This window comes from Pectinatus sottacetonis (assembly GCF_015732155.1).
GTDB lineage: Bacteria > Bacillota > Negativicutes > Selenomonadales > Selenomonadaceae > Pectinatus > Pectinatus sottacetonis.
The window spans coordinates 2,102,669-2,118,812 of record NZ_WIQK01000001.1 but is presented as its reverse complement, the minus strand read 5'-3'; the positions used below and the strand labels follow the sequence as shown (position 1 = coordinate 2,118,812).

The window sequence follows — 16,144 nt, the reverse complement described above, 5'->3', positions numbered from 1 at the left end:
TTTATCACTGCCTTAAAGTTTATTTTTTAATCCAAAGATTTCCATATGTTTAACAATATTTTCCCTTGTTCCTTTTACTATTGCATCACTGACCGCAAAATAGCCAGCAGTTTTATCATTCTCGATTGTTTTTCTCACGCAGGCAGCAGCACTATCATAAGAAGCCGTAGCAATATTGATTTTCTTGATTCCGTTATGAATACAATTATGAAAATCCTCCTTAGTCAACCCTGTACCACCGTGTAAAACCAAAGGACATTTTACTGCTGCATTTATTTCCCTAAGCCGATCAATCCTAAGTTTTGGCTCTACCTTATAATTGCCATGTGCCGTTCCTATAGCGACTGCCATTGCCGTGACTTTTGTAGCCGCAGCAAAATGTTCTGCTTCTGCCACACTGGTAATAGCTATATCTACATCCTTATAGTCACCTTCAGCCCCACCGACTTTTCCTATTTCCCCTTCAACATCCGCACCGTACTCATCAGCAAGTTTCCTTACTTCTTTAGTAAGCCTTATATTTTCCTCTAGTGGATATTTAGACCCATCAAACATTACCGAAGTAAATCCCAGTTCCAAGGCCAGCTTTATCGTTTTTAATGAAAACCCATGATCAAGATGAACTGCTATTGGAACCTTTGACAGCTTCGCTGCAGCTATCATTACTGGTCCCAACAATTCAAGCGGTGAATACCGCAGCCTTCCTTCTGCTATCTGGATCATAATAGGTGCTTTCATATATTCAGCAGCTTCTATTGCTCCCATTGCCATTTCCATATTGGATACATTAAATGACCCTATAGCATAAGAATTATCTTTTACTGACTGCAGAAGCTCCCCCATTTTTACAAGCGCCATCTATAACTCCCCCTATATCATATTTCTCAAAACAATTTTTTATATATCGCCACGATATCATCTTTTGTAGGTTGGCGCATAGTATTTGCCGGACTACCGCTATCTATTGCATCTTCAGCCATTTTTTCCAATTGTCCCATAAATTCTTCCTTGTTAATATTTAATTGTGTTAATGTAGGCACTTCTAAAGATTGGCAAAAGCGTGACAATTCTTTAACCAAATTTTCTGCTGCCGCATCATCACTTATACTTTTATCTGCTACTTTCATAATACGAGCAATTTCAGCAAAACGCTTTGTATTTTCCTTAACTGCAAATTCCATGCAGGCAACAAGGAGAATTGCATTTGATATGCCATGTGCCACATGAAAAAGTGCCCCTATTGGCCGACTCATCCCATGAACAATAGTAACAGAAGAATTATTAAAAGCTATACCCGCCTCCGTAGCAGCCAAGGACATCTGCATTCTGGCCTTAGTATTATTACCATCGTTAAAACATATTGGCAGATTTTCATGAATGCGTTTTATTGCCGAAAGAGCAAATATATCGGAAAGAGGCTGTGCTTTTCTGGAAGTGTAAGCTTCTATCGCGTGGCATAATGCATCTATTCCCGTAGCGGCTGTAACTTTTGGCGGTGCAGTTAGCGTAAATGAAGGATCAATTATTGCCAGCTGTGGTAAAATTGACGGCCCAGCCAAAAGCATTTTTACATTATTTTTCGTGTCTGAAATAATCGTAAACTGGGTAGCTTCCGATCCCGTACCAGCAGTAGTGGGAACTGCTACCAAATATGGGACATGGGCATCTATTGACTTGTGCATATAATCACTGATATTTCCCTTGCTTACGGACATAAACCCTATTGCCTTAGCTGTATCCATAGGGCTTCCGCCTCCCAGTCCGATGAGAAAATCACAATTATCCTTTTTATATAATTCTACACCTTTTTCTACCATAATATCGGTAGGTTCCCCATTTACTCCATCATAAATAGTATATCCTATATTACATGCGTCAAGCGCATTTGTGACTTTTTTCGCATTACCAAACTTCACCATGAATTTATCAGTAACTACAAGTGCCTTACTTCCCTTGTTTTTTAAATATTTACCTATATCATTTATGGCGCCTTCACCTGATAAAATTTTATTAGGAACAAAAAATATTTTAGACATTAACGTATCTCCTTTTTGAGTATATTTTGTAATATTAAGTTATAAATTGATTATATTATGGTTATAATATAATACAAAATAACAAAAATATCAATATATTTTTATCAAAAAGTGATATAAAATAATATTTAATTTATCTTATGCCAGTCAACATAATTTCTACTAAAAAATACAAAATCAATACCTTATTTCTCAATACAGCATTGGTTATATATTATCTATAGTAATAAAAAAAATATATATTCTCAGCCTAAATATAAACATACTAAAAAACTGCTCTATCAAATAACTCTATTTACTATATATAGTCAAAAACCTATAGTACTATAACAGAAATTTTTTGATATAGCAGCCTTGCACAAATATATTTTATTTTATTAATATTTATCTTCGTCTGGGTAATATAATTTCACATTATTACTTTTAAAATAATTCAAATATTTCTGAGGTGGTCTATTATCAATAACAACATCGTTAAAATCTTTCAACTGCGCATATGTCATAAGTGACGATACATCAAGTTTCGATGAATCAATCAACAATATTTTAGGTGCAGTTTTCTCCATCATAAATTTTTTAGTTTCACATTCCAGCGGAGATGTATTTGTCACACCATTTTCCAAAGAAACTCCTGCTGATGCTAGAAATATTTTTGATATATTATAATTGTTCAGGCATTTCAAGACACTAGAACCGATAAATGCCTTAGAAGGATAATAAAAAGTTCCACCCGTACAAATAATATTAAATTGGGCATAATTAGCAGCTGCATTAATTATATACAGGCTGGTAGTCAGTATGGTAAGGTTTCTCACATTTGCCAGATAAGGAATAAGATGCATCGTTGTTGTCCCTGAATCAATAAATATGACATCATTATCTTTTACAAAACCTGCTGCGAGCTTTGCTACAATTTTCTTTTGCTCAGAATTTTTTACCTCTCTGGACGCAAAAGGTTCCGGTTCCCCCGTATTTTGCTTGAGCATTATTCCCCCGTATACTTTTTTTACTATATCCTGTTTTTCCAATTCATTAATATCACGCCGTATTGTATTTTTAGATACACCAAATTTATCACAGAGCCTATCTATGGAAATTGTATTAGTTTCCTGCAGCAGTTCTTTTATATTGTTTATTCGATCTATTTTCATAGGAAAACATTCCTCTCAAATTTAGTATGGAAAAACAATACCAATATATCATTAAAATATATTGGTATTGTTTTTGTCATTTATTGATAACATTATAATACATTATTACTATTGATACAATAGCCTTATCATATAACTCTCCTGCTTTTTTCCCGTTAATTCGGCATAACATTCTTATGGACTCTCGCGTTGTGTTAGTTAATATAAATTACAAAAAGTATTTTATCGTTTTTTTCTATTTTATAAGAAAATGATTACATAAAATATTATGTTCTTTATCTACAGTTCTGAAAAACGGACAAAAGGTCATTCATAGCAATATGTCAATATCCTGATTCTATTAAAATTTCCTAAACTATTATAAAAAAATAACTATTACAACTAAAGCCATGATAATTATATTTAAATTTTTATATTTATTATTGACAATTATAATAAATCATGCTATTTTATATTCAATAGATAATCATTAATTAATCATAACATTACCATTATTTTATAAAAATATGAAAGGAGTTATAAAATGTCAAAAACAGATCAACTAGCTTATAGCATGATCGCCTCAGCCGGTGATGCTCAGGCATTACAATTTAAGGCACTAGATTGTGCTAAAAAGAATGACTTTGCCGCATCACAAAAAAAAATGCAGGAAGCTGATACTTTATTGATTAAAGCCCATCAACTGCAAACAGACCTCATAAGAGAAGAAGCCAATGGGGTAAAAAATGAATTTTCCATATTGTTAGTTCACGCGCAAGGATATGTAAACAACGCAATTCTCAATAAAAAAATCATTGAACAAATGATTGAGATATACCAGGAATTGCGTAAATAATATTTTATATTTGTTTAACTGCAGGTAAAATAATCTAATTATATATTTGTTTTAATTTTTCATAATATTGTTAGTATAATAAATTTTATAAACAGGTGATATAAATGATAAACATTGGAATTATTGGCATTGGGCGTATTGGCCGTGTACATGGTGAAAGCATTACAAAATTTGTTAAAAACGCTAAAATTAAAGCTGTAGCTGATCCTTTTTTAAATGAAGACGGTAAAAAATGGGCTGCTTCACTAGGCATAGAAAACACCTATACAGATTATAAAAAAATCCTTGCAGACAAAGACATCTCTGCTGTTCTAATATGTGCTTCCACCGATACCCACGCTCCTATTTCCATTGAGGCAATAAATGCTGGTAAACATGTATTTTGCGAAAAACCAATTGACCATAGTGTAAAAAAAATAGAAGAAGTCATGGATATTGTAAAACGGTCCGGCTTAAAATATCAGGTTGGCTTTAATCGTCGTTTTGACCACAATTTCAAAGCAATAAAGGACGCTGTTGATGCCGGCAAAATCGGCAAACAGCAAATAATAAAAATCACTTCCCGCGATCCTGAAGCACCTCCCATTGAATACGTAAAAGTATCCGGTGGCATTTTCTTTGATATGACAATACATGATTTTGATATGGTTCGCTATCTCTCCGGCAGTGAAGTCGATGAAGTATTCGCCGTCGGTTCTGTGACCGTCGATCCTGAGATAGGCAAAGCAGGCGATATTGACACTGCTGTCATAACAATGAAACTGGCCAACGGAGCCACCGCTGTAATAGATAACTGCCGCAAAGCTGTTTACGGTTACGACCAAAGAGCAGAAGTATTTGGCACAAAAGGCTCCATTGCTATAGGAAACGACAGTAATTCATCAGCTGTATTGAGCAATGAAAGCGGCGTAACTGGTGAAAAACCAATGTATTTCTTCCTGCAGCGCTATATGATGGCTTATGCAGCTGAAATAAATTCCTTTATTGATGCTATCATCAATGATAAACCCACAGCCGTTAATGCCAATGATGGTCTACAGCCTGTTTTAATAGGGCTGGCCGCCAAAAAGTCTGTTGACGAAAATCGGCCTGTAACCATTGCTGAAATAAAAAAATCTTTCGACCTATAAACTTTACCAAATTATTTTCAATATTGCTATATACTTGCTTACACCTCCATATAAAAATAAAATAAATTTTCTAAAACTGCCGCACATTATATTTTCCAACAAATATATGTGCGGCAGTTTCTCTTTACAAGTCAATCATTTATTGATTCCAATATTTCATTTATTATATAAAAAATGAAACATATATTGCACCTGTAATTATTAAGTGTTAAAATAGCGTTATCCGAATTAAATAATTAAATACCTTATTTGGGAAAGGATTGATATAACAATGTCACAAATGGATATCGGCGTGATAGGAATGGCTGTAATGGGAAGCAATCTTGCCCTTAACATAGCTGACCACGGCTTTAAAGTTGCTGCTTATAACCGCACTGCATCAGTTACTAAAGAAGTAATTACAAAACATCCTCATAAAAATATGGACGGTTTTTATAATTTAGAGGATTTTTTAGCTTCATTAAAAAGTCCCCGCAAAATTATTCTTATGATTAAAGCAGGCAAACCTGTTGACATGATCATTGAGGAACTTCTGCCTCACTTATCTCCTGAAGATATCATCATTGACGGTGGCAATTCATTTTTTGAAGATACAATTCGTCGTTATGACTATCTGAAAGAAAAAAACATTTACTATTTCGGTGTTGGTATTTCCGGCGGAGAAAAGGGAGCCAGACTTGGTCCTTCCATAATGCCGGGTGGCTCCAAAGAAGCTTATCCCCATATCCAGCCGATTTTAGAAGCAATTTCTGCTCATGTAGGCAGCGAACCATGCTGTACTTATATTGGTGACAATGGTGCAGGCCACTATGTAAAAATGGTTCATAATGGTATCGAATACGCAGATATGCAGCTTATTACAGAAGCATATCTGCTGCTCCGCCATATTGGTGGTTTCAACAACCAGAAATTATCACAAATTTTTAATGAATGGAACCAAGGAGAACTGCACAGCTATCTGATAGGTATTACAGCAGATATTTTTGCCGAAAATGATGAAAAATCAGGCGGCCAGATTGTTGATAAAATTTTAGACAGTGCCGGCCAAAAGGGAACAGGCCGCTGGACTAGTATCCAGTCATTGAAGCAAGGCGTTGATATATCTATGATCACTGCCGCCTGCAACACCCGTGTGGTTTCCAATCTATTAGACGAACGGAAAAAAGCATCCAAAGAAATTGCCGCCCCGTCATATAATGCAGAAATAGGTGCTGATTTTATCGAAGAAGTACGTAAAAGCCTTTATGTTGCCAAAATAATTGCTTATGCCCAAGGGTTTTCCCTGTACCGTTCTGCCTGCCACGAATATAACTGGCAGCTCAATTTTGCCAAAATTGCTTCCATATTCCGTGCTGGATGCATCATTCAGGCAAAATTTCTCAACAAAATAACTGAAGCCTATAAAAAGAATGAAAACCTTTCCAACCTGATGTTTGACGAATTTTTCCTTGCTAATATCAACAAAAACCAGTCCAGCTTAAGAAAAATTGTTTCCTTAGCTGTAAATAAAGGTATCCCTATTCCAGCTTTTTCCAATGCCCTCCAATATATAGATGCACATCGCAGCACTCAGCTTGGTGCCAATCTTATTCAGGCACAGCGTGATTACTTTGGTGCACATACATTTAGACGCACAGATATAGACGGCTCTTTCCATCATGAATGGCAAGAACACTATAAAAAATAATATAAGCTTAAATTTATTTTGGGGCTGTTGCATGAGCGGCATTGACCTCATAAGAATGCAGTTACCGCCACTACTCGGCTTTTGGTTCCTAATGGTGACCAAATAAAACCTATTACTGTATATTTTTATGAAGGAAAGTGTTTCATGCAACAGCTTTTTTGTCAGCATAAATCTTGTAAAATGAGTGATATATATGAAAAAAAATCCAATTGTCCAATTGCCAATTTTACGCAGTTCCTATGAAAACCTCACCAATGCTGAACGACGAATTGCCGATTATATCATGGACAATCCCCATACATTCATAAAACAAACTGTATCTGATATCGCATCCTCTACCAAAAGCTCTGAAATAACTGTATCAAGATTTTGTAAAAAACTAGGGTTCAACGGCTTACAGAATCTTAAAATAGCCCTAGCCAGTGGAATTAAGCCATCAAACAACCTTAATTACCAAAACATTGAAACTACTGACTCTTATCAGCTAATAGCAGGAAAAATTTTTCAAAATATTACTGATGGATTAAATGACACCTTAAAATTATTAAACTTTGCTGATGTCGACCATGCTGTAACTTTGCTCAGCAAGGCCAAACGAATCGCAGCTTATGGTTTTGGCAACTCCGCCACCATCTGCAAAGATATCGAAACAAGATTTATCCGCTTTGGTATTCCTGTCCAAGCTTACTCAGATTCACACCAGCAGTTTACTTCTGCCTCTCTCTTGAACAAAAACGATGTCATCATCGCCGTATCCCATACAGGCTCCTCGACAGAATTGCTGGAATCAGTAAAAATTGCTAAACAAAACGCTGCCAAAATAATTGCCATTACAAGCTATAGCAACTCAGCTTTATCTAAACTTGCTGATATAACATTAACAGGAATGGGGCGTGAAGTCCATTACCGTTCCGAAGCAATGGCCTCAAGACTGATCCATATTGCTATTGTCGACCTTCTGTATACAGGTATGTCCATAAAAAAACATACCTCTTATGTAAAAAATATCAACAAAATGCGCAAAGTTATTGCCCAAAAAAGGAATACATAATTATTTGCTGTCCTAATAAAGAGAAAATCTCATAAAACATCATAACTAAAAATTATAAATCAGCTTGTTAAATAAGCAAAAAGATCTGCCCGCACAGGTGTAATCAATTCATAAACTATCTTAAACCCGTTGTATTGGGGCGCAGCAACAGGCCTGCCTACTGCTCTTATCTCTCCTAAAAAATAAAACTCCTTATTTTCCCTGTCATCATGCCGTTTTCTTAAAAATAAAAATATATGGTTATTTTCCTTTTCCGCCTCATATATATGCCGGGCATCATGGGAATCAAGCTTTCTATTAAGTTTTGAATAGGCCGTTATCTGTTTGTCCGATATAAACTTATTGGCATACGCAACACGTTTTTCATCCGGCCTCATATAGTTGATAAAAACCGGCATTGTATGTGTCGTTTTTTCATAAAAATATCCGGCCATGGCATTAGGATTTATTTTTTGCGGCCAGTTAAGCAGATAACACACTTCTTCATACGTATACTTTTTATACAAACATAATGAAGTATCTTTATAATTATTAACATATTCTTTTTTATACCTGGTTTCCGCTAATAACAAGATTCCCTCCAGTTCAGCCTTATAATCTTTATCCTGAATACATTCCTTAAATTCATCAGCAATTACATAACCATCATTTTTCTTTTTTATAAATACACAATGCTGGTACTTTTGCTGCTCATTGCTTATTGTAAAAACATTAGTCAGATTATTTATTATTGATTTTTTCACTTCATCTGACATCCCCAAATTATAATTCACAGCCAATGTTTCCTGCAAATGACTAAAGAATTTATCATCATATTGCAAAAGAAGCTTTAATGCTTCTATCTCGTAAACTCTTTTACCGCGGGCAAAACGCCGACAGATAAATAGCAATATTTCTTCCTGTACATTATTAAAACGGATATTATATTCCCGTTCATATTTTTGTAAAAAAGAATAATACGACCCAAACTTATCAATATATTTCATTATGTCGATTGTACCAAAATAAGCAAAATCATTAAGCTCAGGAATTCTTCCAAGCTTATTTTTCAGATCCTCATATGCTTTTTTCAACAACGCTGTATTATTCAAACGTGCCTTATCTATTGACTCATAAATACGTTTTTGCGCTATCAAATCAAAGCTCACTGTTGACGGTCCATACAACATAGTTTTACCTTCACCGATACAGCGCCGCATATCATCCTTATTACAAGAATTATCGCCAAACAATGCCATTGGTATCATAAAATTATTATCATAATTCCCTATAAAATCGAGGATAACAACATATTCCTTGCCCTTATATTTACGCAGACCTCTTCCCATTTGTTGTACAAATACAATAGGTGACTTTGTCGGGCGCAGCATAATTATCTGATTTATATTAGGGATGTCAATACCCTCGTTCATTATATCAACAGAAAATATATAGTCCAGCCCATTTTCCCGTTTCTCTTGTTCCAGCTGCAATACAGCTTTATCACGCAGTCCGGCAGGAGTGGCTGCCGATAAAGCCGTCGTATAGAAACCCCGCTTATTAAATTGCCGTGAAAGTTCCTTTGCTTCATCTATATTACGACAAAAGACAAGGCCTCTGACACGTTCTCCACTGTATCCATAAAAGCCCGCCTGTTCTATTATATGATTGATCCGCTCAGCACTTACCAAGTCATTAAAAGAAACATCATCCGTAATTTTTTGTCCGTTTATTTCTATATCTGCCAGCCCAAAATAGTGAAACGGACACAGCATATCGTCCTTCATTGCTTCCTGTAACCGTATCTCATATGCTATATTATTACCAAATATGTTATATATATCAAAATTATCTGTTCTTTCCGGTGTCGCTGTCATTCCTAATAAAAACGACGGCCGAAAATAATCAATGACTTTTTGGTAGCTTACTGCCCCAGCTCGATGTGTCTCATCAATTATGATATAATTAAAATACGTTGGAGCAAATTGATTTAATATATCATCCTTTGCAATAGTATTTATTGTAGCAAAAATAAAATCAGCAGCAAAATTTCTTTTGTCAGCCGCTAGGAATCCCGTACTAATATCATTCCCCATAACTCTTCTGTAGCTTGCCTCAGCCTGATGTAATATTTGTTCCCGATGAGCAACAAATAGCATTTTATGCGGCTTAAATTGTTTCACATCCATTGCGCTCAAAATAGTTTTGCCTGTCCCCGTAGCCGAAATCAAAAGAGCCTTATTTTTCTGCTGGAAACGCATTTCCGTTAAAGCTTGCAATACTTTTTTCTGCATCGCATTAGCGGTCAGCGGCACTACATCATTATGAAGCATATTATGCTCCTGATAGATTTTTCTTATAGATAAATAATTTATTTTATATTTTTCCAGCCATTTCCCTGTCAAAATAGATGCATTGTTCCATAACTTATTAATATCCTTCTTTATATTATTCGATAGCTGTCCATTTTTTAAACAAGTAAATTTTATATTCCATTCCTTATTTACTTTAAGAGCATTTTGTGTCATATTGGAACTGCCAATTATAAAAGTATCTGTGTCTTTTTTGCTGAAAACATAACCCTTTATATGAAAATTATCACCAGTACAGATACGCATCTCTATATTGGAAAATTTATTTAGTTCCTCTATAGCAGCAGGTTCACTAAAATACAAATAATCTGTAGTCAGTACCTTCCCTTTAATACCCTTTTTAGCCAACATCTTTAAACAATCTTTTAACATAATCAAACCACTTTTAGTTATAAATGCCGTAATAAAATAAAAACTTTCAGCTGTTTTTAAATTTTCTTCCAGACAAGCTATTACCGTTTTTCCTTGTTCTGTATCATTATAAATAAGTTCCGGCTGCAGCTCCTTTGCCGAATTAACCTTTTCATCAGCAAAACCTGTCCATACAGCTTTTAATAATTCTTTTTTTCTAAAATCCATAATTACTATTTCTTAACTCCTAAAATTTTTAGACTATGTATCTTTTCCTTATTATATTATGCTATATAAACAAGAAAATAACCATATAATATTTTCATTCATAAATACCCACGGGTTCTTCTGTCAGCTCTTCTAAGGTCAGACAAAAGGCCATAACCTTTTTCACCTTAATTAGTGAAGATCCTAGCAATTCTATAGAAAAATTTCTTGTAAATTTCTTGACATTTTGATTAAATGGTTGTATATTTTTAATTAGAAATTAGCACTCACTTACTGAGAGTGCTAATAAAGAATCAGGGCACTTCATTTAGTAAGAGGTGATGTTATTATGCTCAATAAAAGGAAGCAACGAATATTACAAGCTATCATTGATGATTATATATCAACAGCTGAACCCATAGGCTCAAGAACAATCGCCAGGAAATATAATCTTGGCATAAGTCCTGCTACAATACGTAACGAAATGGCAGATTTAGAATTTCTTGGCTATATAGAACATCTTCACACATCCTCAGGGCGCATACCATCATCAAAAGGGTATCGTCTTTACGTGGATGATCTTTTGACACCTACGATGCTCAGCGATAGTGAAATGAACTTAATAGAACAGTGGTATGACACAAAAGTGCAGCGTTTAGACGGTGTATTTCGTGAAACGGCTAAAATAATATCACACCTTACTAATAATATTTCAATGGTTATAACGCCGCAATTGGCTGAATCAGTATTTAATTATATAAAGTTTGTGCCGCTTGACGATGAACATGTAATTGCTGCTATTATGAGTGATACAGGTTATATTGAAAATAAAATAATAAAAATGCCTTTAAATACTTCATTAGCAGACTTTGAGCAAATGGCTGTCGTAATCAATGAATATTTATCCGGTAAAAAAATTCATGATATAAGTATGGGAGCACTGCATCAAATGCGCTCACAAATAGTTGATGCTGCTGCTTTTAATAAAATAATAAACATTCTTGAACAAATTCTGGCTAATGAAAAACGCAACAGGATATATACAGAAGGTACTCCACAGCTGTTGGAACAGCCGGAATTCCACGATATAAACAAAGTAAAAAATATTTTAATGATGCTTGAAGAAGAACCCGTCCTGCGCGACATTCTCTATAGTCATACATCTGACAATACCGGACTCACTGTCACAATTGGCCAGGAAAACAAATACAATACTATTAAGGACTGTAGCATTATAAGAGCTACTTATCATCTCGATGGACAGCCTCTCGGAACTATAGCTGTTCTTGGCCCTACACGTATGGAATACAGCAAAATAATGGCTCTTTTGGAATTTATGAATGAAAACATGGCACAAATTTTAAAGCGATATTTATAGAGTTAATGTTTATATTATAGAAAAGATGAGGTAATATGCCGTATATGAAAGATGAAATGAAAAAAAAAGACAGCGAAAAACTTGATGAAATGAAAGAAGAAATTAACGAAGCTGTTACTGAAGAAATGGAAAAACAATCTAAAAACGACACTGCTGCAGCTGATAACCAAGAAGAATCTGCTCCAAAACAGGCTACAGCCTCCCAACCGGAAGAAAACACTTCTAATGGTGATTCATTGGAAACACAACTTAAAAACACACAAAAAATTCTGGCTGATACCCAAGACAGTTTTAAACGCCTCCAGGCTGATTTTGTTAACTTCCGTCGTCGTAGTAATCAGGAAAAATCGGAAATCTCTGATGTTATTCTTCAAGGTTTTGTAAAAGATATGCTGCCCATTTTAGATAACTTTGAACGTGCCTTAGCTGTTGAAAACAGCGATAATAATGATGCCTTAAAAAAGGGCATAGAAATGGTTTTTAACCAGTTCCATGAAACTTTGACCAAAAATGGGCTGGAAGTAATAAAAACTGAAGGAGAAAAGTTTAATCCTAATTTTCATCAGGCTGTTATGCGTGTAGAAAACCCAGAAAAAGAAGACAACACCATTGAACAGGAATTACAAAAAGGCTATATGGTTCGCGGACGCGTAATACGTCCTTCGATGGTAAAAGTCGTTTCCAATTAAAAATACATATTCCCTGTTAAGGGTAGAAATTTTACAATAAGAATTGACTTAACCAGGGAATATTAAAAAGTAAATTAATATTTTACAGCACATAAAAATACAGGGGGAATTTTATAATGTCAAAGATAATTGGTATTGATTTAGGTACGACAAACTCCGTAGTTTCCGTTATGGAAGGCGGCGAACCTACTGTCATAACAAATCCAGAAGGAAGCCGTATTACACCTTCAGTAGTAGGTTTCACTAAAGATGGTGAACGCCTTGTTGGTCAGCTCGCTAAAAGACAGGCAGTATCAAATCCAGATAGAACAATATCTTCCATAAAACGTCATATGGGAGAAGATTATAAAGTATCAATAGACGGTAAAGATTATACTCCGCCGGAAATATCAGCTATGATATTACAAAAATTAAAAGCTGATGCTGAAGCATATTTAGGCGAAACAGTAACACAAGCAGTTATCACTGTTCCTGCTTATTTTAATGACAGCCAGCGTCAAGCCACTAAGGATGCTGGTAAAATTGCCGGTCTTGAAGTATTGCGTATTATCAATGAACCAACAGCCGCTTCATTAGCTTATGGGCTTGATAAAGATAAAGATGAAACTATTCTTGTATTTGACCTTGGCGGCGGAACATTTGATGTTTCCATCCTCGAACTTGGTGATGGTGTATTTGAAGTTAAGGCAACCAATGGCAACACTCATTTAGGCGGCGACGACTTTGATAAACGCGTTATGGATTGGATGGTAGATGAATTCAAAAAATCCAATGGCATTGACTTGTCGAAAGATAAAATGAGTGCACAGCGTCTTATCGAAGCTGCCGAAAAAGCTAAAATTGAATTATCAAACATGACTTCTACAAATATTAACCTACCGTTTATTACTGCTGATGCCAGCGGTCCTAAACATCTTGATCTCACATTGACCCGCGCAAAATTTGATGAAATAACTTCAGATTTAGTAGCAGCAACTATTGAACCTGCTAAAAAAGCTTTGGAAGACGCTGGACTTACTGTAAATGATATCCATAAAATCATCTTAGTTGGTGGTTCAACACGTATTCCTGCAGTTCAAGAAATCATAAAGAAAGAACTAGGCAAAGAAGCAAACCGCAGCGTAAATCCAGATGAATGTGTTTCTATCGGCGCAGCAATCCAGGGTGGTATTCTAGCTGGTGATGTCAAAGATGTTCTTCTTCTTGATGTTACTCCTTTATCCCTTGGTATTGAAACACTGGGTGGCGTATGCACTAAAATCATTGAAAGAAATACAACTATTCCTACATCTAAAAGCCAGGTATTCTCAACAGCTGCTGACAACCAGCCTTCCGTTGACATTCATGTATTACAAGGTGAACGTGAAATGGCTGCCGGTAATAAAACATTGGGTCGGTTTGAATTATCCGATATTCCACCAGCTCCCAGAGGAGTACCTCGTATTGAAGTTACCTTTAGTATTGATGCTAACGGTATTGTTAATGTTTCCGCCAAGGATCTTGGTACCGGTAAAGAACAAAAAATCACCATTCAGTCAGACAGCGGCATGAGCAAAGAAGATATCGACCGCATGGTAAAAGAAGCCGAAGCGCACGCATCAGAAGATAAAAAACACAAAGAAGAAATCGAAGCAAGAAATACCGCTGACAGCATGGTATACCAGGCTGAAAAAGCTATTAAAGACATGGGTGACAAAGCCGATAAAGCTACTGTTGAAAAAATCAAGGCAGCCTGTGACAAAGTAAAAGAAGCTTTAAAGGGTACTGATATAGAAGCCATTAAAAAAGCTACTGAAGAATTGCAGAAACCACTTTATGAAATGAGCAGCGCTGCTTATCAACAGGCACAACAGGCTCAGCAGGCTCAAGGTGGTCCTTCAGCTAGCGCAGCCGGCGGTAGTCAGCAGCAAACCGCACAGCAGGATAAACCAAAATCCGATGATGATGTAGTTGATGCTGATTATAAAGTAGTTGATGATGATAAAAAATAATCCACCAGTAGATTATTTTCATCACTGTTAACAAGCAACAAGTAATAAATAATGACCTGACAACCTTGAACTATCCAAAGTTGTCAGGTTAATCTATATATCAAGGTGGATAAAGTGAGCGAAAAACGAGATTATTACGAAGTTCTCGGCGTCAGCAAAAATGCGACCGAGACTGATATAAAAAAGGCATTTAGAAAATTGGCCCGCAAATACCATCCTGACCTTAACAAAGATAATCCTAAAGAAGCTGAAGAAAAATTCAAAGAAGCAAATGAAGCTTACGAAGTATTATCAAACCCACAGAAAAAAGCCCAATATGACCAGTTTGGTCATGCCGCCTTTGAAGCAGGCGGCGGCGCCGGGGGTGCTGGCGGCTTTGGTGGATTTGGTGGTTTTGGCGGCTTTAGCGGTGGTTTCGGCGATTCTTCAGGTGACTTTGGCGACATCTTTGATGCGTTTTTTGGTGGTGGCGGCAGCCGTTCCAGTAAACGCCATGGTCCACAGCGTGGTGATGATCTAAGATACAACTTGGAAATAACCTTTGAAGAAGCTGCTTTTGGTAAAGACACTGAACTTACCATTCCCCGCACTGAAGAATGCAAAACTTGTCATGGCACTGGAGCTGCTCCGGGAACCCAACCTGAACAGTGTCCTAAATGTCACGGTACAGGACAGGTACAGGAAGTCCATAATACCCCTTTCGGACGCATGGTCAACAGCCGCACCTGTGACAGATGCGGCGGCACTGGTAAAATAATAAAAACACCATGTCCTGACTGCCATGGTCAAGGCAAGGTGAGAGTACGTCGTAAAATAAAAGTCAAAATCCCTGCCGGAGTAGACAATAATTCACGCATTCGCATATCTGGCGGCGGTGAAGCCGGTCTGCGCGGTGGCTCTGCCGGTGATCTATATGTATACATTACTGTTAGACCACATAGCATATTCCAGCGTTCCGGTGATGATGTTATTTGCGAAGTTCCCATATCATTTGTGCAGGCTGCTTTGGGAGATAAAATTGAAGTACCTACACTTGACGGTAAAGTTGAAATATCTGTCCCGGCAGGTGTACAATATGGTACTGTTCTGCGCTTAAAAGGCAAGGGAATTCCTCACTTACGCGGCAGCGGACGTGGTAATCAGCATGTGAAAATAAAAATTGTCACTCCGCAGAACCTGACCGGTCGGCAAAAAGAATTATTAGCTGAATTTGCAGGTAAAAGTAGTGTTCCCCATGCTAGTGAAGCAAAAAAAAAACATTGACCGATAAGATAAAAGATTTATTTA

Annotated in this window: 12 protein-coding genes; 8 read left to right on the top strand and 4 right to left on the bottom strand. The window is 36.2% G+C overall.

Features of this window, described 5'->3' with window-relative positions; translation table 11 throughout:
- Nucleotides 1-12: 12 nt before the first annotated feature.
- The 3 genes from I6760_RS09920 to I6760_RS09910 form a co-directional block, all read right to left on the bottom strand.
- The gene (locus I6760_RS09920; protein ID WP_196594270.1) at nucleotides 13-858 is read right to left on the bottom strand and encodes a class II fructose-bisphosphate aldolase; all 846 of its coding nucleotides are present in this window, start codon (nucleotides 856-858) and stop codon (nucleotides 13-15) included.
- A 26-nt stretch (nucleotides 859-884) separates the two neighbouring features.
- Nucleotides 885-2,036 carry an iron-containing alcohol dehydrogenase gene (locus tag I6760_RS09915; protein WP_196594269.1) on the bottom strand — a complete coding sequence of 384 codons (1,152 nt, stop codon included), beginning with the start codon at nucleotides 2,034-2,036 and terminating at the stop codon, nucleotides 885-887.
- A gap of 377 nt (nucleotides 2,037-2,413) precedes the next feature.
- Nucleotides 2,414-3,187 (bottom strand): DeoR/GlpR family DNA-binding transcription regulator, encoded by a 774-nt coding sequence (locus I6760_RS09910; RefSeq protein ID WP_196594268.1) that lies wholly within the window; start codon nucleotides 3,185-3,187, stop codon nucleotides 2,414-2,416.
- Nucleotides 3,188-3,710: 523 nt separating this feature from the next.
- On the opposite strand from I6760_RS09910, the gene I6760_RS09905 reads away from it, so the two are divergent.
- From I6760_RS09905 to I6760_RS09890, 4 genes are all read left to right on the top strand, one after another.
- Nucleotides 3,711-4,022, top strand: a complete 312-nt coding sequence (locus tag I6760_RS09905) for a PTS lactose/cellobiose transporter subunit IIA (protein ID WP_196594267.1) — start codon at nucleotides 3,711-3,713, stop codon at nucleotides 4,020-4,022.
- 104 nt (nucleotides 4,023-4,126) lie between these two features.
- On the top strand, nucleotides 4,127-5,152 hold the full coding sequence (iolG, locus tag I6760_RS09900) for an inositol 2-dehydrogenase (protein ID WP_196594266.1): 1,026 nt from the start codon (nucleotides 4,127-4,129) through the stop codon (nucleotides 5,150-5,152).
- A gap of 271 nt (nucleotides 5,153-5,423) precedes the next feature.
- Nucleotides 5,424-6,839, top strand: coding sequence for an NADP-dependent phosphogluconate dehydrogenase (gndA, locus tag I6760_RS09895; RefSeq protein WP_196594265.1), 1,416 nt, complete (start codon nucleotides 5,424-5,426; stop codon nucleotides 6,837-6,839).
- A gap of 193 nt (nucleotides 6,840-7,032) precedes the next feature.
- Entirely contained in the window at nucleotides 7,033-7,890 is an 858-nt protein-coding gene (locus tag I6760_RS09890; RefSeq protein ID WP_196594264.1) for a MurR/RpiR family transcriptional regulator, read from the top strand.
- A 59-nt stretch (nucleotides 7,891-7,949) separates the two neighbouring features.
- Here I6760_RS09890 and I6760_RS09885 read toward each other — a convergent pair whose 3' ends face one another.
- The gene (locus I6760_RS09885) at nucleotides 7,950-10,820 is read right to left on the bottom strand and encodes a DUF3427 domain-containing protein (RefSeq protein ID WP_231036229.1); all 2,871 of its coding nucleotides are present in this window, start codon (nucleotides 10,818-10,820) and stop codon (nucleotides 7,950-7,952) included.
- Nucleotides 10,821-11,148: 328 nt separating this feature from the next.
- On the opposite strand from I6760_RS09885, the gene hrcA reads away from it, so the two are divergent.
- From hrcA to dnaJ, 4 genes are all read left to right on the top strand, one after another.
- On the top strand, nucleotides 11,149-12,177 hold the full coding sequence (gene hrcA, locus I6760_RS09880) for a heat-inducible transcriptional repressor HrcA (RefSeq protein ID WP_196594263.1): 1,029 nt from the start codon (nucleotides 11,149-11,151) through the stop codon (nucleotides 12,175-12,177).
- 35 nt (nucleotides 12,178-12,212) lie between these two features.
- A complete protein-coding gene (gene grpE, locus I6760_RS09875; protein WP_196594262.1) occupies nucleotides 12,213-12,866 on the top strand; it encodes a nucleotide exchange factor GrpE in 654 nt (217 codons plus the stop codon).
- 116 nt (nucleotides 12,867-12,982) lie between these two features.
- Entirely contained in the window at nucleotides 12,983-14,857 is a 1,875-nt protein-coding gene (dnaK, locus tag I6760_RS09870) for a molecular chaperone DnaK (protein ID WP_196594261.1), read from the top strand.
- Between the two features lie 114 nt (nucleotides 14,858-14,971).
- Complete coding sequence (gene dnaJ / locus I6760_RS09865) at nucleotides 14,972-16,120, top strand: molecular chaperone DnaJ (RefSeq protein ID WP_196594260.1); 1,149 nt, start codon at nucleotides 14,972-14,974, stop codon at nucleotides 16,118-16,120.
- The last annotated feature ends 24 nt before the right edge of the window (nucleotides 16,121-16,144 follow it).

Excerpts from the sequence above, each read along its gene's own strand:
- iolG (WP_196594266.1), top strand. The coding sequence starts at position 4,127 with ATGATAAACATTGGAATTATTGGCATTGGGCGTATTGGCCGTGTACAT.
- grpE (WP_196594262.1), top strand. The coding sequence starts at position 12,213 with ATGCCGTATATGAAAGATGAAATGAAAAAAAAAGACAGCGAAAAACTT.
- I6760_RS09915 (WP_196594269.1), bottom strand. The coding sequence starts at position 2,036 with ATGTCTAAAATATTTTTTGTTCCTAATAAAATTTTATCAGGTGAAGGC.
- I6760_RS09920 (WP_196594270.1), bottom strand. The coding sequence starts at position 858 with ATGGCGCTTGTAAAAATGGGGGAGCTTCTGCAGTCAGTAAAAGATAAT.
- I6760_RS09905 (WP_196594267.1), top strand. The coding sequence starts at position 3,711 with ATGTCAAAAACAGATCAACTAGCTTATAGCATGATCGCCTCAGCCGGT.
- dnaK (WP_196594261.1), top strand. The coding sequence starts at position 12,983 with ATGTCAAAGATAATTGGTATTGATTTAGGTACGACAAACTCCGTAGTT.
- I6760_RS09910 (WP_196594268.1), bottom strand. The coding sequence starts at position 3,187 with ATGAAAATAGATCGAATAAACAATATAAAAGAACTGCTGCAGGAAACT.
- hrcA (WP_196594263.1), top strand. The coding sequence starts at position 11,149 with ATGCTCAATAAAAGGAAGCAACGAATATTACAAGCTATCATTGATGAT.
- gndA (WP_196594265.1), top strand. The coding sequence starts at position 5,424 with ATGTCACAAATGGATATCGGCGTGATAGGAATGGCTGTAATGGGAAGC.
- I6760_RS09885 (WP_231036229.1), bottom strand. The coding sequence starts at position 10,820 with ATGGATTTTAGAAAAAAAGAATTATTAAAAGCTGTATGGACAGGTTTT.
- I6760_RS09890 (WP_196594264.1), top strand. The coding sequence starts at position 7,033 with ATGAAAAAAAATCCAATTGTCCAATTGCCAATTTTACGCAGTTCCTAT.